A 17,724-nucleotide genomic window follows, 5' to 3' on the forward strand; every position below is an offset into this window, starting at 1 on the left:
CTGCCGGCCGGTCTACGGACCGAGCGGGAGGTCGTCGGCGTCGAAGCAGGTGCGGTCGCCGGTGTGGCAGGCGGCGCCGACCTGGTCGACCTTGACGAGGATGGTGTCGGCGTCGCAGTCGAGGGCGACGGACTTGACCCGCTGGACATGGCCGGAGGTGTCGCCCTTGACCCAGTACTCCTGGCGGCTGCGGCTCCAGTAGGTGCAGCGGCCGGTGGTCAGGGTGCGGTGCAGCGCCTCGTCGTCCATCCAGCCGAGCATCAGCACCTCACCGGTGTCGTACTGCTGGGCGATGGCGGGCAGCAGCCCGTCGGCGCCGCGCTTGAGGCGGGCGGCGAGGGCCGGGTCGAGGGCGGAGGGGCGGTCGGAGCCGGTCATGCGACCATTCTGCACGCCCGGAGGGGGGTCTTTGCGAATGATCTGAGCCGGGCCGGTGTCCCGGGCCCGATGGTCGGGTTGTCGGTGGAATGGGGCATGCTTCGGGCATGACGTTTCCGCCGCCGTCGAATGACCCCAACCGGCCTGGAAACGGCGGGGGGTTCGGTCCACCGCCGCAGCCGCAGCAGCAACCACCGTCTCAGCCCCCGCAGCCTCCGCAGGCTCCGCAGCAGCCGCAGGCTCCGCAGCAGGGCTTCGGGCCGCCGCCCGCGGCGGACCAGCCCGCGCAGCCGGGCGGGCCCGGGCCGCAGGCCCAGCCCGGTCCGTACGCCCAGCCGGGGCCGCCCGGGCAGCCGAGCGGCGGCTTCGGCCCGCCCGCCCCACCGGCCCTGCTGCCCGGCGGGCCGCCCCCGGGCGCGCTGCCGCCGGGGGCCATACCCCCGGGCGCGCTCCTGCCGCCTCCCCCGCCGACCGGCCCCGGCGGTTCCAAGGTCGCGGCGATCGTCATCGCGGCGGTGGTGGCCGTGGCGGTGGTCGTCGGCGCGATCGTCATCGGGACGAAGGACGACGGGGACAAGAAGACCTCGGCCGACGCCGGCCCGTCCGCCTCCGCCTCGGACCGCCCCCTCTCCTCGCCCTCGGGCGGCGGGGCGTCCGCCGCCCCGCCGGGCTCGGAGGACCCCGGCCAGGGAGCGCCGCTGGGCGGCGGAAGCGATGCCCCCGACGCGGATCCGGACGCCTCGGATTCGGCGGCCCCGGACGCGTCGGAGTCCGGCGAGCCCGGTGACAAGGTGCCGTATGTGGTGCTCGACCCCGGCCAGTGCTTCGACCACCCGGCGATGGACAGCAGCGTCACCAAGGTCGAGAAGCGCTCCTGCCACGGCCCGCACGACGGCGAGGTGATCGCCAACGAGAAGCTGAGCGGCGACTTCTCCTCCGAGAAGGCGATTCAGACCAAGGCGCTGTCGCTGTGCGGTACGGACGCCAAGAAGCGGCTCAAGACCATCCCCAACGACGGCCGGATGTATTACTACTACGCGCTGTATCCCGCGCTGGGCACCTACTCCATCCAGGGCGAGGACCAGGTCTCCTGCGCGCTCACGCTGAGCGCCGCACGCGACGGCAAGAAGCTGAGCAAGCCCCTGCCGGGATAGGCCCCGGGCGGGGCGCGCGGCGGCGCTTCTCATGGCAGCGGGCGGGCCCCGGTCGTAGGGTGGACGCATGTCCACTCACGCGAAGCGCGAACGCCTGCTCCTCGCCGACCTCTTGGACGGCGCGGGCCCCGGGGCCCCGACGCTGTGCGAGGGCTGGAACACCCGCGATCTGGCGGCCCATCTGGTGGTCCGCGAGCGCCGCCCCGACGCGGCCGCCGGGGTGCTGGTCAAGCCGCTGGCCGCGCGGCTGGCCCGGGTCCAGGAGGAGTTCGCGGCGAAGCCGTACGAAGAACTGCTCCAGCTCTTCCGCACCGGTCCGCCGCGGATGTCGCCGTTCGCGCTGAAGCAGGTGGACGAGGCGGCCAACAGCTTCGAGTTCTACGTCCACGCCGAGGATGTGCGCCGCGCCCGCCCCGAGTGGACACCGCGCGAGCTGGACCCGGTCTTCGCCGACACGCTGTGGTCCCGTATCGAGCGCGGCGCCCGGATCTTCGGCCGCCGCTCCCCCGTCGGCCTGGTGCTGCGGCGTCCGGACGGCCGTACGGCGGTGGCCCACCGCGGCGTCCCGGTCGTCACGGTCACCGGCGAACCGGGCGAGCTGGCGCTCTTCCTCAGCGGCCGCCAGGAGGCCGCCCGGGTCGAGCTGGAGGGCGACAAGGAGGCCATGGCCGCGGCGCGTGAGGCCAAGCTGGGCATCTGAGCCCGTGGCGCATCCCCGCCGCCATGCGGGCATGCGGGGACGCGCCGGGATCCCTAACAGGTCTCGCGGACGTAATCCTCACCGTCGTCGGTCGAGACGTCCTCGTCCCGCAGGACGATGCTGAGCCGGTCGCCCCAGCCCTCGCACGCCTCGGCGAAGCCCTCCTCGCCGTACTCGACGACCACCACATGGTCGTCGTAGGCCTTGGCGAACTCACCGCACTCGTCGTACTGGCCGCACTCCTCGACCACCGCGAAGTCCAGCCCGGCCGCCTTACGGTCGGCGAGGAGCTCCGCGGTGTTCTTCTGCGCGATGGCCAGCCCCTGGGCGTGCGCGTGCTCCGACAGCAGGGCCATGAACTCCTTGGCGTGAGTGGTGGTCAGCAGCTTCTGGGAGCGCTCGTAGCTGTCGTAGTTGTCGGGCTCGACGGCGTCGAAGCCGTCCTCGGCGCAGCCGTCGATCCAGCCGTTGACCTTCTCCGCCACGCGCTCGCGCTTCTTGGCGGTGCTGATGTCGAGCAGCGGTTCCTTCCAGTGGGTGTCGATGACGAGATCGCCGTCGCTGTCCCGTAGCAGCAGGTCGTCGGGCCACTGGTCGCGCTCGCCCGGCTGGACCTGGAAGGCGTTGACGTAGCAGATGTTGTACAGCCCGGCCGCCGGGGAGTCCGCGCGGTCGCGGCTGACGATGTCGACGCCCTTCGGCGGGGTGTACTCCCCGCCGATCTGGTAGTCGAAGCCGCCGTGGGCGGGCGGCAGCGCCACCTCGGACGCGTTGGCCCCCGAGGACATGGACACGGCCACGACGGCGGCCGCGGCGGACGCGGCCGTCGCCACCGACGCGAGGACCCAGCGGCGACGAAGGCGGGCGGCATGGCTGGCCGGCATGAAAGCTCCAACACTCGCGGGTATCGGCCCCGCCTCGGATGGCATCCGCCGTCCTGGCGACTGAGTCCGGGCTCGGGACCGGAACCGGACCCCCTACCGGCTGGGCGTACCTCTTGGGCGGCACGGGGGCGGTACACCCGTGCGGCTGTTGTGATCAAAGCGGCCCCCGGCAGCGGCGTCAAGTCGACAGTCCCCGGGACCGGACCGCTGCCGCGGCCGTCATCCGACCACCACGACGCCCACCTCCCACGGCAGTCCGCGCCCCCGCGCGGGCCCCTACTGGGCGCTCGCGACCGGGCGCACCACGATCTCGTTGACGTCGATCTCGGCCGGCTGGCTGATGGCGTACGCGATGGCATCGGCGATCGCGGAGGCGGGGAGGGCCACCGAGCGGTAGGTCTTCATGGCCTCACGGGCCGCCGGATCGGAGATGGAGTCGGCGAGTTCGGACTCGGTCACGCCCGGGGAGACCAGGCTGACCCGGATGTCACCGGCCGATTCCTGGCGCAGCCCCTCCGAGATGGCGCGTACGGCGAACTTGGTGGCGCAGTACACCGCGGCCGTGGGCGACACCTCGTACGCGCCGACCGAGGCGATGTTCACGACATGCCCACCGCCCTGCTCCTTCATCACCGGCAGCGCCGCGGCGATGCCGTACAGCACACCGCGCACATTCACATCGAGCATCCGGTCCCATTCGTCGACCTTCAGCGCCTCGATCGGCGACAGGGGCATCACCCCGGCGTTGTTGACCATCACATCCACCCGCCCGAACCGCTCCCGGGCGGCCGCCACAAAGGCCCGCATGTCCCCGGCCACGGTGACATCCAGCCGCTGGTACGCCGCGCTGCCGCCCTCGGCGGTGATCTGCCCGGCCAGCTCCCCCAGCCGCTCGGTCCGCCGCGCCCCCAGATACACCCGGTGCCCCTCGGCGGCGAGCCGACGCGCGGTCGCCTCACCGATCCCACTGCTGGCCCCGGTGATGAGCACGACCTTGCCCGTCTCGGTGATGGCGTTCATGGCGATATCCCTTTCGCTCCTGATCCCGTTCTGCCCTGCCCCACCGAGTCTGGGCAGGTCAGCGGCCCTGTACCAGGACGCGCTCCTCCTGGGTGCGGCACACCCTGCCAGCGCAGACGCTGCCGTGCGGCCTACGGACGGAGAGGGTCGGCTCCCGCTCGGATTCGGCACCTGGAAGATCCGTCCTGTGCGCCATCGCACCCTCCCCACGGAAACCGGACACCTAGGGTGGCTCCAGAGAAGATCGGAGGGTCCGACGTTCTCGGGATCGGAAGTACATCCTCGAATACGAGTTCGACGCCTGAGCGCGTGGGAGAGCCCATGGACGACTGCGTTTTCTGCCACATCGTGGAAGGGGTCGAGCCCGCGCGCATCGTCCATTCCGATCGGGAAACGGTCGCCTTCCTCCCGCTCACCCCGGCCGTTGCAGGCCATGTCCTGGTCGTCCCACGGCAGCATGTGCGGGATGCCTGGGAGCTGGACGAGCCGACGAGTTTCGCGCTCACGCGTGCCGTACGGCAGGTCATGCACGCGGTGCGGACCGCGTTCGAGCCCGAAGGGATGAACATCATCACCTCGGTCGGCTCCGTGGCGACGCAGAGCGTCATGCACGTACACGTGCACATCGTTCCACGCAACGAGAACGATCGCATGGGCCGCATCTGGCCGCCGCCGCAGAGTTCGGCACCCGAACGCCTGGACCAACTGGCCGAGCGCCTGCGCGTTGTTCTGCGGAGTTCAGCCGAGAACGACGGCGAGCAGCACGGCGAGGTGCGCGACCCCGATCCCGCCGTAGAAGAGCGAGAGAGTGACTGAGAAGGTGGCCTGCCACCACCGCACCTGCCCCGCGTAGGGGTGCGGATTCATGGAGAAGAGCTCCACCTCGGCACCTGGCTTCCGCGCCTGATCGTAGAGCTTGCGGAACAGCCGCTCCTGCCACAGGAAGTAGCCGTCGAGAAACCAGAACGCCGCCAGGGGAACGAAGGCCGTCGCGGCCACCGACAAGCGCGATCCTTCGGCGGCGAATGCCAGCAGCCCGGCGGCCAGCGTCAGGCACCAGCCCTTGACCAGGAAGGCATTGTTGCCGAGCCGGGTGATGACGGCCTGGATGAACTCCAGGTGCTTGACCTGGTCCTGGCTGAGCGTCGGCCGGCTGCCGAGTATCCCTGTCGGTTCCGCTTCGCTTGTCATCCGACGAGAGTGTAATTCCTCGCCGATAGGCATACTGGAGGACCGTTGGCCTGGTGCAGGGGGGTACATGGAGACGGTGTCGGGCGCTCCGGAGAAGGTCGATTTCTTCATCAGCTACGCCGGAGTGGAGCGGGCCTGGGCCGAATGGGTCGCCTGGCACCTCCAGCAGCACGGCTTCAGCGTGGAGTTCGATCACTGGCACTGGCAGGCGGGGGACAACACCACGCTGCGCATGAGTGACGCACTGGCCCGCGCCGACCGTTTCCTCGCGTTGCTGTCACGGTCGTACTTCGAGCGCCCCCGGTACACCCGGGACGAGTGGACCGCCGCGTTCGACGACCGTGAGCGGGGGACGGGCGGTTTCATCCCCTTGCATGTGGCCGAGCTGGCGAAGAGCGAGATCCCCGATCTGCTCCGCCCGATCAAGGCCGGCATCTTGTACGGGAAGAGTGAGCAGGAGGCGCTCACGGAGCTGCTGAGCGCCGTCGGTCAGCCCGCCGGGCCGCAGGGTAAGCCCGGCTTCCCCGGTTCGGCGGCCACGCTCGGAGACCGGGACGAAGCGGCCCCCGGTTACCCGCGTCCACGCCCAAGGCATCGAACGTCCCGCCACGGCTTCCCCTGTTCACCGGCCGGGACAAGGTACTCGACCGCATCCGTACGACCTTTCAGTCCCGGTCCCCCGTCCAGGCGTTGCACGGCATGGGCGGCGTGGGCAAGACACAGACCGCGGCCGAGTACTGCCATCGCTTCGCCTCGCAGTACGACACGGTGTGGTGGCTGGATGCCGAGCAGACCGTCACGCTCGACAGCCAGCTCGCGGACCTGGCTCATGCACTCAAGACGGTGCCCGCCACCATGCCGGTCGCGGACGCCGCCCAGAGCGCCCGCCAGTATCTGCGCACAAGCGGTCGATGGCTGCTGGTCTTCGACAACGCGGAGGACCCCGACACCTTCAGGAGCCTCCTCCCCGAGGGCGGCGGTCATGTGCTGATCACCTCGCGCGACCCGGGCTGGCACAGTGCCGCCACTCCCATGGACATCGGCCTCTTCGCGCGCGCCGAGTCCCGGTCCCTGCTGGCCGCGTATGTGCCCAAGCTCCCGCAGACCGAGGCCGATCGGCTCGCCGAGGCTCTTGGGGATCTCCCACTCGCCCTCGCCCAGGCCGGTGGCCTCATCGCCACCTCCGGCTTCTCCGTGGATACCTACCTCAAGGACCTCACTGCCACCAGCCGCCTCCTCGACCGCAGTGCCCCGATCACCTACCGGCACAAGACACTCGGCGCGGCGGTACGGCTCTCCTCGGCCCACCTCGCCCGCACCGATCCCGTGGCATCGGAGCTCCTCCGGATCTGTGCCTTTCTCGCCCCCGAGCCCATCCCTCTTGACACATGGCTCACCAAAGCGGGGGTCGAACTGCCGCCGTCGTTGAACGGCCTGGTCGGAGACCCGGTAGCGGTCGCCGACTCCATTGCCGCGATGGCCAGGCTTGGGCTGGTGCGGCCCCAACACGACGGGCTGACGATCCACCGCCTCACCGCCGCGGTCCTCAGGGACCGTACGGATGCGAACGCGACCGGCGCCGCCCATGAAGGCGCACATGAACACGCCAAGGACCTAGTGATCAGCGTGAGGCCCGATGACGAGGGGAGAGACCCAGCCACCTGGCAGGAGTGGGCCGGCCTTTTGCCGCATGTGATGACGCTGAGCGAGACCTGGACGCAAGATGACAACATGCGTGAGCTGTCGCTCGATGCCACGCAGTATCTGCTGATGCGAGGGACGACCTCCGCGGCACACGATGCTGCGCGCGCACTGCACCAGCGGTGGTCAGCCGAATTTCCCCCGGATCACCCGCATTTGCTGACCGCCGAAACTCTTCTCACCGACAGTCTGAACATCCTGGGTCGGTACCGTCAGGCACTCGCGGTGATCGAGAACGTGGTGGAACTCAGCCGCAACGCGCTGGGTGACGACCACGAGACAACGCTCGCCGCCAACACAGCACTCGCCACCGCATTCACCAACCTGGGTCAGTACCACGAGGCCCAAGTGATCGAGGAAGACGTCCTGCGGCGACGTCGAAGCACTCTGGGCGAAGATCATCGCGACACACTCACCTCAGGCAACAACCTCGCCGTCACCCTCGATACGCTCGGCGATCACCACGCCTCACGAGCACTCAAGGACGACGTGCTCAAGCGTCAACGCAGAGTCTTGGGAGAAAACCACCCCGACACGCTGATCAGCGCCACCAACCTCGCCGTCACTCTGATGGATCTCGGCGAGTTCGTGCAGGCGCGTGCGCTGCTCGAGGGCACCGTCGACCGCAGTCGCAAAACCCTCGGCGACAACCACCCCAATACCCTCAACGCGGCCAGCGGCCTGGCCGCTTCGTTGAAGGATCTGGGTCACCACCACAAAGCGCAGACGCTCAGAGAGGACGTCCTCACCCGGCGACGCAAGGTCCTGGGCGAGGATCACCCCCACACTCTGGACTCCTACCGGGACCTCGCATCCAGTCTGACCTACCTCGGTCACCATGCACGCGCTCGCTCAATTCTCGATGACACGCTCAACCGAAGCCGCGCCATGCTCGGCGACACGCATCCCGACACTCTTACTGTCGCTCATAACCTTGCAACGGTCCTGATGCGCGTCAACCAGCACGTCCAAGCTCGCGCGCTGCTCCAGAGCACGCTCGACAAACACCGCGCGACCCTGGGCCCGGAGCACCCGAACACACTCACCACCGCTGCCAATCTGGCCTCCGTACTGAGCCATCTCGGGCGGCGCAAAGAAGCGCGCGTGCTTCTGCAGAACAGCCTCGAGGGATTTCGCAGAACACTCGGCGAAGAGCATCCCAAGACCAAAGCCGTCGCCGAGCAACTCGCCGGATACAAGAAGGTCTTCGGGAGACGCAAGAAAAAGATCCGCCGCCCGTAGACACGACAGGGAGCACACAGCCGATGGGTCGACAGCACTCCTACCGCGCCACCGTCCGGTGGACCGGCAATACCGGTTCGGGGACGACTGGTTACCGGGGCTACGAGCGGTCGCACGACATTCTCGGGGACGGCAAGCCGACCCTGCGGGGCAGCGCCGATCCGGCGTTTCTGGGGGATCCGGGGTGCTGGAATCCGGAGGAGTTCCTGCTGGTCTCGCTCTCGCAGTGCCACATGCTGACGTACCTGTCCGTATGCGCCCGGGACGGGGTGAGGATCACGGCGTACGAGGACGTGGCCACCGGGGTCATGGAGGAGGCGGCCGGGCACAGTGGGCGCTTTACCGAGGTGGTGCTCAATCCGGTGGTCACCGTCGCGGACGCGGCGATGGTGGAGCGGGCGCGTTCGGCGCACCATGACGCCCATCAGGCGTGCTTCATCGCCAATTCGGTCAACTTTCCCGTCCGTCACGAGCCGACCGTCCGGGTCGGCTGAGCCGGGTTCGGCCGAGCTCAGGCCGCCGTCGGCGTGGGGTAGTCCGTGTAGCCGGTCTCGCCGCCCACGTACATCAGACAGGCGTCCCGGAGGGGGTTGAGCGGGCCGCCGGTTCGCAGGCGGGTCACCAGGTCGGGATCGGCCAGGAAGGTGCGGCCGAGGGCGATCAGGTCGGCTCCGGCGGTCAGCAGCCGCTCGGCCTGGCGCATGCCGCCGTCGGCGGGGGCGCCGTCGCCGGGCAGTGACGGGTTGGCGATCAGCGTGGCGGGCCAGGCGGTGCGCAGTTCCCGGAAGAGGGGGTGGTCCGCTTCGGCGCGGACGAGGTGGAGGTAGGTGAGGCCGGTGTCCGCCAGTTCCTTGATGAGGGCGGGGTAGGGGGTCTCGGTGTCGCCCTCCTCGATGCCGTTGACGGTGGATCCGGGGGAGATCCGCAGGCCCACCCGCTCGGGGCCGATCGCGTCGGCGACGGCGTGGACCACCTCGGCCACGAACCGGACGCGCCCCGCCATCGAGCCGCCGTAGGCGTCGGTGCGGCGGTTGGTGTTCCGGGCCAGGAACTGGTGGAGGAGGTAGCCGTTGGCGAGCGTGCACCTCCACTCCGGCGAAGCTGTCCGGGTGGCCGACCCGGCCGCCGTGCTGCAGTTGGAGGATCATCCGGCCGCCCGCCGCGTGCACCGCATCGGTCACCCGCCGCCATCCGGCCGCCTGCGCCGCGCCGTGGATCGCGGCGATGTCGGGGTAGGTCTGCCCCACCGCGTTGGGCGTGGCGGCCTCGGCGACGCCCCTGGACTGACGTCCCGGCCCGGCAGACGAGGTGAGCATGCGGATCGGCCAACTGGCTCGGCGCACCGGCGTGAGCGAGCGCTCGCTGCGCTATGACGAGAAACAGGGGCTGATGACGGCCGAGCGTACGCCGGGCGGTATCCCGCGATGTCCTGGACGAGGTGATCGCGACGGCATCGGAGACCGGCGAGCCGCCCGCTCCGTAGGGGGTGTGGCGCAGGTCACGGGAACTACCTCCGCCGTGCGGAGAGGCACGGGTGTGAGGTGTAAACAACATGAGCGATGACCTGCGAGCGCGGGTACGAGCGGGTGACCGCGAGGCGTTCGCAGAGCTCTACGCAGCGTACGCGCGTGCGGTCTACAACCATGCCTACCGGCTGACCGGCGACTGGTCGGTGGCCGAAGAGGTGATGGGGGACACGTTCCTCGACGCCTGGCGTACCCGAGCGCAACTGGAGCCGGGCGACGGCACGCTGAAACCGTGGCTGCTGGGCGTGGCGACGAACAAGGCCCGCAACGCCAACCGCGGTATCGGCCGGCGCCTGGCCTTCCTGGCCCGTCGCCCCGCGCCCGCCCCGGTGGCGGACTTCGCCGACGAGACCGCCGGGCGGATCGACGACGCCCGCCGGCTCGCCGCCGTGCGCACGGTGTACGGCCGGCTGCGGCGCGGCGAGCAGGAGGTGCTGGCGCTGTGCGTGTGGTCCGGGCTGGATTACGCGCAGGCCGCCCAGGCGCTGGGGATCCCGGTGGGCACCGTGCGTTCGCGGCTGTCCCGGGCCCGCGCCCGGCTGCGCAAGCTCGCCGATCAGCGGCTCGCGGAAGAAAAGACGGAACCGCCACGCCGTCGCGGAGAGGTACAGCGTGAGGCCGCGTTCGCGGCCCTGCCCTATCAGGAGTTTCAGGAGGAACCCCGATGAACGCCGCTGGCTCCGGGCCCGACCGGGCCGAGCACGAGGAAGCGGAGCGCGAGGAACTGGCCCGGCTGCTTCCCGCCCCGGCCGAGCGGGACGTTCCTTCCGAGCCCTACCTCCACCACAAGGACCGTTTGATGCAGCACATCGATGACGACCAGAACCGCACCCCCGCCCCCGCCCGGAAGGCCAGGCCGCGGCTGCTGCGCCCCGCGCTGGTGATGCCCGCCGCGGCCCTGGCGCTGGCCGGGGCGCTGGCCGTCACCTTCACCGGGGGCGGAGGGTCCGGCGACAGCGCCGCCCAGCCCCGCGAGACCGCCACCGTCCTGCTCGACCGGATCGCGGGGACCGCGGCGAAGTCGGACGTCCGGCCGGTGCGCCAGGATCAGTTCGCCTACGTCAAGAGCGTCGGGGCCGGGGCCGAGATGAAGGAGAACGGCGCCTCCGAGCTGGACCCGCGGAGCAGGCGCGAGGTCTGGAAGTCGCAGCAGGTGAAGCGGATCAACAAGACCGGCGAGATTCACGATGACGAGGGCTACTCCCCTATGTACGAACTGGGAGGGTCTCCGGCGGGCATCGACCGCCCCACGTACCAGTGGCTGGCGTCCCTGCCGACCGACCCGGACGTCCTGCTCGAGGAGCTGTACCGGATGACCGAGGCGGAGGACGGCCAGGAGAAGGCGCAGGCCGTCTTCGAGCAGATCGGTCGGTTGCTGGGCGATGTGATGCCGCCGGAGAACGCCGCCGCGCTGTACAAGGCCGTCGCGAAGATCCCCGGGGTGACGCGGCAGGAGGACGCGGTGGACGCGGCGGGCCGCCACGGGTTCGGCATCGCCCGCGTCGACAAGCGGACGTGGGTCGCGAACGTGTGGATCTTCGACCGGGACAGCCTCGCCTACCTCGGTGAGCGCGAATACCGGACGAAGGACTTCGCGGCGGGCAAGAAGGGCGACGTCCTGTCGGAGTACGCCCTGCTGGAACACGGGATCGTCGACCACTACCGCGAGCGGCCGCAGGGCGACGGCACCACGAAGTGACGCCCGTGACGTCCTGAAAGCCGACGCGGCGGGGGTCACCGTACGGTGGCCCCCGCCGCGGGCGTGGATCCCTCAGCGGACCGGGTGCCCCGCGTCCCGCAGCGCGCCCTTGACCTGGCCGATCCGCAGATCGCCGAAGTGGAAGACGGACGCCGCCAGCACCGCGTCCGCGCCCGCGGCGACCGCCGGCGGGAAGTCGGCGAGCTTCCCGGCGCCGCCGCTGGCGATGACCGGGATGGTCACATGCTTGCGGACGGCCTCGATCATGGCCGTGTCATAGCCGTCCTTGGTGCCGTCCGCGTCCATGGAGTTCAGCAGGATCTCCCCGGCGCCCAGCTCGGCCGCGCGGTGGGCCCATTCGACGGCGTCGATGCCGGTGCCGCGGCGGCCGCCATGCGTGGTGACCTCGTAGCCGGAGGAGGTCACCGTCCCTTCGGGACAGCGCCGGGCGTCGACCGAGAGGACGAGCACCTGGCTGCCGAAGCGCTGGGAGATCTCGCGGATGAGCTCGGGGCGGGCGATGGCGGCGGTGTTGACGCCGACCTTGTCCGCCCCGGCGCGCAGCAGCTTGTCGACGTCCTCCGGGGTGCGGACGCCCCCGCCGACCGTCAGCGGGATGAAGACCTGCTCAGCGGTGCGGCGGACCACGTCATAGGTGGTCTCGCGGTCGCCGGAGGAGGCGGTGATGTCGAGGAAGGTCAGCTCGTCCGCGCCCTCCTCGCCGTAGACCTTGGCCATCTCGACCGGGTCGCCCGCGTCGCGCAGATTCTGGAAGTTGACGCCCTTGACGACCCGGCCGTTGTCCACGTCCAGGCAGGGGATGACTCGGACCGCCAGGGTCATGACTGTCGTGCTCCTCGGAATGCTTCCAGTTCGACTTCCACCAGGACGCGCGAGTCGACGAAACCGGACACCACGACCAGCGTCGCGGCCGGGCGCACGGCGTCGAAGAGCTCCTTATGGGCGCGGCCCACTTCGTCCACGTCACGGGCGTGGGTGAGATACATACGGGTGCGGACCACCGATTCGACGCCCAGGTCGAACTTCTTCAGCGCGTCCAGCGCATGGCGGAAGGCGGCGAGCGTCTGCTCGTACGGATCACCCTCGCCCTCCAGTACGCCGCGCTCCGCCAGCGGCATCGTCCCGGCGACGAGCACCAGGTCACCGACCTCGACAGCCCGGGCGAACCCGATGGTCTCCTCCCAGGGGCTTTCGGTCTGGACCCGCCGCGCGGACTCGGGTGAGGTCATACGGATACCGCCTCCAACGCCTCTTCCAAGGTGAACGCCTTGGCGTAGAGTGCCTTGCCCACGATGGCGCCCTCGACACCTTCCGGTACCAGAGTCGCAAGGGCACGCAGGTCGTCAAGCGAGGAAACGCCGCCGGAGGCGACGACGGGCTTTTCGGTCGCGGCGCAGACATTGCGCAGCAGTTCCAGGTTGGGGCCCTGGAGGGTGCCGTCCTTGGCGATGTCGGTGACGACGTAGCGGGCGCAGCCCTCGGAGTCGAGGCGGGCCAGCGTCTCGTACAGATCGCCGCCGTCCCGGGTCCAGCCGCGGCCGCGCAGCGTGGTGCCGCGCACATCGAGGCCCACCGCGATGAGGTCGCCATGCTCGGCGATGACCTTGGCGACCCACTCCGGGGACTCCAGGGCGGCCGTGCCGAGGTTCACCCGGGCGCAGCCGGTGGCCAGGGCGGCGGACAGCGAGGCGTCATCACGGATGCCGCCGGACAGCTCGACCCTGAGGTTCATGGCGCGGGCCACCTCGGCGATCTGCTCGCGGTTGTCCCCGGTGCCGAAGGCGGCGTCGAGGTCCACCAGGTGCAGCCATTCGGCGCCCGCCCGCTGCCAGGCCAGGGCGGCCTCCATCGGGTCGCCGTACGACGTCTCGGAGCCGGACTCGCCATGGACGAGGCGGACGGCCTGGCCGTCGCGGACATCGACGGCGGGGAGGAGTTCGAGGCGGTTCGAGCGCATTGCGGACAACCTTCGGTGAGAGCGTGAGGGCGGTGCGGGCGGTGCGAGTGGATGCGGACCGGGGCCGGCGCGGGCCGGTCAGAGCGTGTCGAGCCAGTTGCGGAGCAGCCGCGCTCCGGCGTCACCCGACTTCTCGGGGTGGAACTGGGTGGCCCACAGCGGGCCGTTCTCCACGGCGGCGACGAACGGCTCGCCATGGGTGGCCCAGCCGACCTTGGGGGAGGGCATATGGGGGTTGGTGACCTCGAGCTCCCAGGTGCGGACCGCGTAGGAGTGGACGAAGTAGTACCGCTCGTCCTCGTCCAGGCCCGCGAAGAGCTGTGAGCCCTCGGGCGCCTTGACCGTGTTCCAGCCCATGTGGGGGACGACGGGGGCGCGCAGCGGCTCGACCGTGCCGGGCCATTCGTCCAGGCCCTCGGCCTCGACACCGTGCTCGATACCGCGCCCGAAGAGGATCTGCATGCCGACACAGATGCCCATGACCGGGCGGCCGCCGGACAGCCGGCGCCCCACGATCCAGTCGCCGCGCGCCTCGCGCAGCCCCTTCATGCAGGCGGCGAAGGCGCCGACACCGGGGACGAGGAGGCCGTCGGCGGCCATGGCCTTGTCGTAGTCGCGGGTGATCTCCACCCGCGCGCCGACATGGGCGAGGGCCCGCTCGGCGGAGCGTACGTTGCCGAATCCGTAGTCGAAGACGACGACGTTCTTCGCGGTCGTGCTGTTCGTCAGGTCGCTCAATTCCATACCTCAAGCCGCAGGATCCCGGCGAGCAGCGCCATCGTGGCACCGATCCCGAGCAGCGTGACGATGCTCTTGGAGATGCCCTGCTTGACGAAGGAGATGACCCCGCCGAGCAGAAACAGCCCGACGAGGATGAACACGGTCGACAAGCCGTTCAAGACGCTACCTCGTTCGCTTCTCCGCCCGCGCGGCGAAAGCGCGGGTCGCGGGCCATCTGCGCCCCGGCGGCCGCGCGCGCGACGCTCACCGCTACCTCGTTCGCTTCTCCGCCCGCGCGGCGAAAGCGCGGGTCGCGGGTCATCTGCGCCCCGGCGGCCGCGCGCGCGACGCTCACAGGGCCCCCTTCGTCGAGGGGAGGATCCCGGCGGCGCGGGGGTCGCGCTCGCTGGCGTAGCGCAGGGCCCGCGCCAGGGCCTTGAACTGGCACTCCACGATGTGGTGCGCGTTGCGCCCGTAGGGGACGTGGACATGCAGGGCGATCTGCGCCTGGGCCACGAAGGACTCCAGGATGTGCCGGGTCATCGTGGTGTCATAGGTGCCGATCATCGGCGCGATGTTCTCCGGCTCGGTGTGCACCAGGTACGGGCGGCCGGAGAGGTCGACCGTCACCTGGGCCAGCGACTCGTCCAGCGGCACCGTGCAGTTGCCGAACCGGTAGATGCCCACCTTGTCGCCGAGCGCCTGCTTGAAGGCGGCGCCGAGCGCGAGGGCGGTGTCCTCGATGGTGTGGTGGGTGTCGATGTGCAGGTCGCCCTCGGTCTTGACCGTGAGGTCGAAGAGGCCGTGGCGGCCGAGCTGGTCGAGCATGTGGTCGTAGAAGCCGACACCTGTTGATACTGCCACATCGCCCTTACCGTCGAGATCGATCTCGACGACGACCGAGGTCTCCTTGGTCGTGCGCTCCACACGTCCCACGCGGGTCATGCGTTCTTCTCCTTCATCAGCTCGCGTACCGCGTCCAGGAACGCGTCGTTCTCGGCCGGTGTGCCCGCGGTGACCCGCAGCCGGCCCGGTACGCCGTTGTCACGGACCAGGACGCCCCGGTCCAGCAGGCCCTGCCACGCCGTGTGGGCGTCCTCGAAGCGGCCGAACTGGACGAAGTTGGCGTCGGAGTCGGTCACCTCGCAGCCGAGGGTGCGCAGCTCGCGCACCAGCCGGTCGCGCTCGGCCTTCAGCGCCTCGACGTACCCCAGCAGCGTATCGGTGTGCTCCAGGGCGGCCAGCGCGGTGGCCTGGGTGACGGCGGACAGGTGGTACGGCAGGCGGACGAGCTGGACGGCGTCGACGACCGCCGGATCGGCGGCGAGATAGCCGAGCCGCAGCCCGGCCGCGCCGAACGCCTTGGACATGGTGCGCGAGAGCACCAGCCGCGGCCGCCCCTCGATCAGCGGCAGCAGCGAGGGGCGGTGGCTGAACTCCCCGTACGCCTCGTCCACGACGACCAGCGCCCCGGCGGCCTCCGCCCTGGCGGCCTGCGCCGCCTCGTAGAGCGCCAGCACCGTCTCGGCCGCGACGGCGGTGCCCGTCGGATTGTTCGGCGAGGTGATGAAGACGACATCGGGGCGGTGCTCGGCGATGGCCTTACGGGCGGCATCGACATCGATGGTGAAATCGGCGTTCCGCGGACCGGAAATCCAGCCGGTGCCGGTGCCGCGCGAGATCAGCGCGTGCATTGAATACGAGGGCTCGAAGCCGATCGCGGTGCGCCCCGGCCCGCCGAAGGTCTGCAGCAGCTGCTGCAGCACCTCATTGGACCCGTTGGCCGCCCAGACCTGCGCGACGCCGACCTCGAGACCGGCCGTACGGCTGAGATAGCGGGCCAGCTCGGTACGGAGCTCGACCGCGTCCCGGTCCGGGTAGCGGTTGAGGTTACGGGCCGCCTCGGTGACCCGCTCGGCGATGCGGGCGACCAGCGGCTCGGGCAGCGGATAGGGGTTCTCGTTGGTGTTCAGCCGTACGGGCACCTCGAGCTGCGGGGCGCCGTACGGGGATTTGCCACGGAGCTCGTCCCGGATCGGGAGATCGTCAATGCCGGTCACTTGCTCGGTGGCACCTTCCAGTCGAACCTTGCCTTCACCGCGGCGCCGTGGGCGGGCAGATCCTCCGCCTCGGCCAGCGTCACCACATGGCCGGCGATCTCGGCCAGCGCCTGTCGGCTGTAGTCCACCACATGGATGCCGCGCAGGAACGACTGCACGGACAGCCCCGAGGAGTGGCAGGCGCAGCCGCCGGTGGGCAGCACATGGTTGGAGCCCGCCGCGTAGTCGCCGAGCGACACCGGCGCGTACGCCCCGACGAAGATCGCTCCGGCGTTGCGCACCCGTGCCGCGACGGCCGCCGCGTCCTCGGTCTGGATCTCCAGGTGCTCGGCCGCGTACGCGTCCACGACGGCCAGGCCCTGCTCCAGACCGTCGACCAGCACGATGCCGGACTGCCGCCCGGACAGCGCCGGACGGATCCGGTCCTCGACGTGCTTGGTGGCCTCCAGCTGGACGTCCAGCTCCTTCTCGACCGCGGCGGCCAGCTCCTCGGAGTCGGTGACCAGCACGGAGGCGGCCAGCGGGTCGTGCTCGGCCTGGCTGATCAGGTCCGCGGCGACATGCACCGGGTCGGCGGTGGCGTCGGCGAGGATGGCGATCTCGGTCGGCCCGGCCTCGGCGTCGATGCCGATCCGGCCCTTGAGCAGCCGCTTGGCAGCGGCCACGAAGATATTGCCCGGCCCGGTCACCATCGCGACCGGGCGGCAGTCCTCGGTGCCGTAGGCGAACATGGCGACGGCCTGGGCGCCGCCCGCCGCGTAGACCTCGTCCACGCCCAGCAGCGCGCACGCCGCGAGGATCGTGGGGTGCGGCAGCCCGCCGAACTCCGCCTGCGGCGGGGAGGCGACGGCCATCGAGCCGACCCCGGCCTCCTGCGCGGGCACCACGTTCATCACCACGGAGGAGGGGTAGACCGAGCGCCCGCCCGGTACGTACAGCCCGACGCGCTCGACCGGCACCCAGCGCTCGGTCACCGTGCCGCCCGGCACCACCTGGGTGGTGTGGTCGGTGCGCCGCTGGTCGCGGTGGACCAGCCGGGCCCGCCGGATGGACTCCTCCAGGGCGGCGCGCACGGCCGGGTCCAGCTCCGCGAGGGCGCGCTCCAGCGCCTCCGCGGGGACCCGCACCCGCTCTATGGCGACGCCGTCGAACCGATGGGCGTAGTCGATCAGTGCAGCGGTACCACGATGGCGCACGTCCTCGCAGATGGGCCGCACCTTCTCCAGGGCGGCCTCGACGTCGAGCTCGGCACGGGGCAGCAGGTCGCGGTCGATCCCGCCTTCCGGGAAGGCGGCACCGCGCAGATCGATACGGGAGATCACGCGATCAATTGTCTCAGACCCGCCACGACGCCCCTCCCCCCGTATCAGTCAGTGATACGGACGCCCTAAGTTGACCCTGACCGTTGGCGTTCAACCGGTTACTCAGCGGGAATGTGCTCCGTACGGGGACACGGAGAATCAGGAGGGGA

At 70.4% G+C, this 17,724-nt stretch carries 19 protein-coding genes and 4 pseudogenes; 9 read left to right on the forward strand and 14 right to left on the reverse strand.

Annotated features, from left to right (window positions below; all coding sequences use genetic code 11):
• Positions 1–12: 12 nt before the first annotated feature.
• A complete protein-coding gene (gene hisI / locus BLV72_RS07140) occupies positions 13–378 on the reverse strand; it encodes a phosphoribosyl-AMP cyclohydrolase (RefSeq protein ID WP_093461030.1) in 366 nt (121 codons plus the stop codon).
• 107 nt (positions 379–485) lie between these two features.
• Between hisI and BLV72_RS47820 the strand changes: the two genes are divergently transcribed.
• Positions 486–1,532 (forward strand): hypothetical protein, encoded by a 1,047-nt coding sequence (locus BLV72_RS47820; protein WP_167746325.1) that lies wholly within the window; start codon positions 486–488, stop codon positions 1,530–1,532.
• 67 nt (positions 1,533–1,599) lie between these two features.
• Positions 1,600–2,232: a TIGR03085 family metal-binding protein gene (locus BLV72_RS07155; RefSeq protein WP_093461035.1), complete on the forward strand. Its 633-nt coding sequence runs from the start codon at positions 1,600–1,602 to the stop codon at positions 2,230–2,232.
• A 53-nt stretch (positions 2,233–2,285) separates the two neighbouring features.
• Here BLV72_RS07155 and BLV72_RS07160 read toward each other — a convergent pair whose 3' ends face one another.
• Positions 2,286–3,116 (reverse strand): endo alpha-1,4 polygalactosaminidase, encoded by an 831-nt coding sequence (locus tag BLV72_RS07160; protein WP_093461036.1) that lies wholly within the window; start codon positions 3,114–3,116, stop codon positions 2,286–2,288.
• Positions 3,117–3,392: 276 nt separating this feature from the next.
• Positions 3,393–4,136, reverse strand: coding sequence for an SDR family oxidoreductase (locus BLV72_RS07165; protein ID WP_093461038.1), 744 nt, complete (start codon positions 4,134–4,136; stop codon positions 3,393–3,395).
• Positions 4,137–4,445: 309 nt separating this feature from the next.
• On the opposite strand from BLV72_RS07165, the gene BLV72_RS07170 reads away from it, so the two are divergent.
• Positions 4,446–4,952 (forward strand): HIT family protein, encoded by a 507-nt coding sequence (locus tag BLV72_RS07170; RefSeq protein WP_280143054.1) that lies wholly within the window; start codon positions 4,446–4,448, stop codon positions 4,950–4,952.
• Here the strand turns inward: BLV72_RS07170 and BLV72_RS07175 are convergent.
• Complete coding sequence (locus BLV72_RS07175) at positions 4,875–5,327, reverse strand: hypothetical protein (protein ID WP_093461041.1); 453 nt, start codon at positions 5,325–5,327, stop codon at positions 4,875–4,877. The two genes, BLV72_RS07170 and BLV72_RS07175, sit on opposite strands and share 78 nt — an antisense overlap.
• Positions 5,328–5,394: 67 nt before the next feature.
• Between BLV72_RS07175 and BLV72_RS51940 the strand changes: the two are divergent.
• From BLV72_RS51940 to BLV72_RS07190, 3 genes and pseudogenes are all read left to right on the forward strand, one after another.
• Positions 5,395–5,790 (forward strand): annotated as a pseudogene (locus BLV72_RS51940) (toll/interleukin-1 receptor domain-containing protein); the annotation flags it as partial.
• Positions 5,791–5,939: 149 nt separating this feature from the next.
• Positions 5,940–8,270: pseudogene (gene fxsT, locus BLV72_RS07185) on the forward strand (FxSxx-COOH system tetratricopeptide repeat protein); the annotation flags it as partial.
• A gap of 23 nt (positions 8,271–8,293) precedes the next feature.
• A complete protein-coding gene (locus BLV72_RS07190; protein WP_093461047.1) occupies positions 8,294–8,764 on the forward strand; it encodes an OsmC family protein in 471 nt (156 codons plus the stop codon).
• A 17-nt stretch (positions 8,765–8,781) separates the two neighbouring features.
• Here BLV72_RS07190 and BLV72_RS07195 read toward each other — a convergent pair.
• Positions 8,782–9,544: pseudogene (locus tag BLV72_RS07195) on the reverse strand (oxidoreductase); the annotation flags it as partial.
• A 40-nt stretch (positions 9,545–9,584) separates the two neighbouring features.
• Here BLV72_RS07195 and BLV72_RS07200 point away from each other — a divergent pair.
• The 3 genes and pseudogenes from BLV72_RS07200 to BLV72_RS07210 all read left to right on the forward strand — a co-directional run.
• A pseudogene (locus BLV72_RS07200) lies at positions 9,585–9,686 on the forward strand (MerR family DNA-binding transcriptional regulator); the annotation flags it as partial.
• A gap of 136 nt (positions 9,687–9,822) precedes the next feature.
• Complete coding sequence (locus tag BLV72_RS07205; protein ID WP_093461049.1) at positions 9,823–10,464, forward strand: RNA polymerase sigma factor; 642 nt, start codon at positions 9,823–9,825, stop codon at positions 10,462–10,464.
• A complete protein-coding gene (locus BLV72_RS07210; RefSeq protein ID WP_093461051.1) occupies positions 10,461–11,495 on the forward strand; it encodes a CU044_5270 family protein in 1,035 nt (344 codons plus the stop codon). Before BLV72_RS07205 ends, BLV72_RS07210 begins: the two co-directional genes overlap by 4 nt.
• Positions 11,496–11,567: 72 nt before the next feature.
• Here BLV72_RS07210 and hisF read toward each other — a convergent pair whose 3' ends face one another.
• From hisF to hisD, 9 genes are all read right to left on the reverse strand, one after another.
• Positions 11,568–12,338, reverse strand: a complete 771-nt coding sequence (hisF, locus tag BLV72_RS07215; protein ID WP_059145015.1) for an imidazole glycerol phosphate synthase subunit HisF — start codon at positions 12,336–12,338, stop codon at positions 11,568–11,570.
• Positions 12,335–12,745, reverse strand: coding sequence for a RidA family protein (locus tag BLV72_RS07220; protein ID WP_093461053.1), 411 nt, complete (start codon positions 12,743–12,745; stop codon positions 12,335–12,337). Before BLV72_RS07220 ends, hisF begins: the two co-directional genes overlap by 4 nt.
• Positions 12,742–13,473 carry a bifunctional 1-(5-phosphoribosyl)-5-((5-phosphoribosylamino)methylideneamino)imidazole-4-carboxamide isomerase/phosphoribosylanthranilate isomerase PriA gene (gene priA, locus BLV72_RS07225; RefSeq protein ID WP_059145017.1) on the reverse strand — a complete coding sequence of 244 codons (732 nt, stop codon included), beginning with the start codon at positions 13,471–13,473 and terminating at the stop codon, positions 12,742–12,744. The genes BLV72_RS07220 and priA overlap by 4 nt, the downstream gene beginning before the upstream one ends.
• A gap of 78 nt (positions 13,474–13,551) precedes the next feature.
• Positions 13,552–14,211, reverse strand: a complete 660-nt coding sequence (gene hisH, locus BLV72_RS07230) for an imidazole glycerol phosphate synthase subunit HisH (protein ID WP_425288357.1) — start codon at positions 14,209–14,211, stop codon at positions 13,552–13,554.
• A complete protein-coding gene (locus tag BLV72_RS47825; RefSeq protein WP_162600318.1) occupies positions 14,208–14,363 on the reverse strand; it encodes a hypothetical protein in 156 nt (51 codons plus the stop codon). The genes hisH and BLV72_RS47825 overlap by 4 nt, the downstream gene beginning before the upstream one ends.
• Positions 14,364–14,368: 5 nt before the next feature.
• Positions 14,369–14,548, reverse strand: coding sequence for a hypothetical protein (locus tag BLV72_RS07235; protein WP_093461056.1), 180 nt, complete (start codon positions 14,546–14,548; stop codon positions 14,369–14,371).
• Entirely contained in the window at positions 14,545–15,138 is a 594-nt protein-coding gene (hisB, locus tag BLV72_RS07240; RefSeq protein WP_059142224.1) for an imidazoleglycerol-phosphate dehydratase HisB, read from the reverse strand. The genes BLV72_RS07235 and hisB overlap by 4 nt, the downstream gene beginning before the upstream one ends.
• Positions 15,135–16,253 (reverse strand): histidinol-phosphate transaminase, encoded by a 1,119-nt coding sequence (locus BLV72_RS07245; RefSeq protein ID WP_093461058.1) that lies wholly within the window; start codon positions 16,251–16,253, stop codon positions 15,135–15,137. Before BLV72_RS07245 ends, hisB begins: the two co-directional genes overlap by 4 nt.
• On the reverse strand, positions 16,250–17,575 hold the full coding sequence (hisD, locus tag BLV72_RS07250; protein WP_093461059.1) for a histidinol dehydrogenase: 1,326 nt from the start codon (positions 17,573–17,575) through the stop codon (positions 16,250–16,252). The genes BLV72_RS07245 and hisD overlap by 4 nt, the downstream gene beginning before the upstream one ends.
• Positions 17,576–17,724: the final 149 nt, after the last annotated feature.

The organism is Streptomyces melanosporofaciens, from assembly GCF_900105695.1.
In the GTDB taxonomy this organism is placed as follows: domain Bacteria; phylum Actinomycetota; class Actinomycetes; order Streptomycetales; family Streptomycetaceae; genus Streptomyces; species Streptomyces antimycoticus.

Coding starts and splice junctions, on each gene's coding strand:
- BLV72_RS07190 (WP_093461047.1), top strand. CDS start 8,294: ATGGGTCGACAGCACTCCTACCGCGCCACCGTCCGGTGGACCGGCAAT.
- hisF (WP_059145015.1), bottom strand. CDS start 12,338: ATGACCCTGGCGGTCCGAGTCATCCCCTGCCTGGACGTGGACAACGGC.
- BLV72_RS07220 (WP_093461053.1), bottom strand. CDS start 12,745: ATGACCTCACCCGAGTCCGCGCGGCGGGTCCAGACCGAAAGCCCCTGG.
- BLV72_RS07160 (WP_093461036.1), bottom strand. CDS start 3,116: ATGCCGGCCAGCCATGCCGCCCGCCTTCGTCGCCGCTGGGTCCTCGCG.
- BLV72_RS07205 (WP_093461049.1), top strand. CDS start 9,823: ATGAGCGATGACCTGCGAGCGCGGGTACGAGCGGGTGACCGCGAGGCG.
- hisI (WP_093461030.1), bottom strand. CDS start 378: ATGACCGGCTCCGACCGCCCCTCCGCCCTCGACCCGGCCCTCGCCGCC.
- BLV72_RS07210 (WP_093461051.1), top strand. CDS start 10,461: ATGAACGCCGCTGGCTCCGGGCCCGACCGGGCCGAGCACGAGGAAGCG.
- BLV72_RS07165 (WP_093461038.1), bottom strand. CDS start 4,136: ATGAACGCCATCACCGAGACGGGCAAGGTCGTGCTCATCACCGGGGCC.
- BLV72_RS47820 (WP_167746325.1), top strand. CDS start 486: ATGACGTTTCCGCCGCCGTCGAATGACCCCAACCGGCCTGGAAACGGC.
- BLV72_RS07175 (WP_093461041.1), bottom strand. CDS start 5,327: ATGACAAGCGAAGCGGAACCGACAGGGATACTCGGCAGCCGGCCGACG.
- BLV72_RS07155 (WP_093461035.1), top strand. CDS start 1,600: ATGTCCACTCACGCGAAGCGCGAACGCCTGCTCCTCGCCGACCTCTTG.
- priA (WP_059145017.1), bottom strand. CDS start 13,473: ATGCGCTCGAACCGCCTCGAACTCCTCCCCGCCGTCGATGTCCGCGAC.
- hisB (WP_059142224.1), bottom strand. CDS start 15,138: ATGACCCGCGTGGGACGTGTGGAGCGCACGACCAAGGAGACCTCGGTC.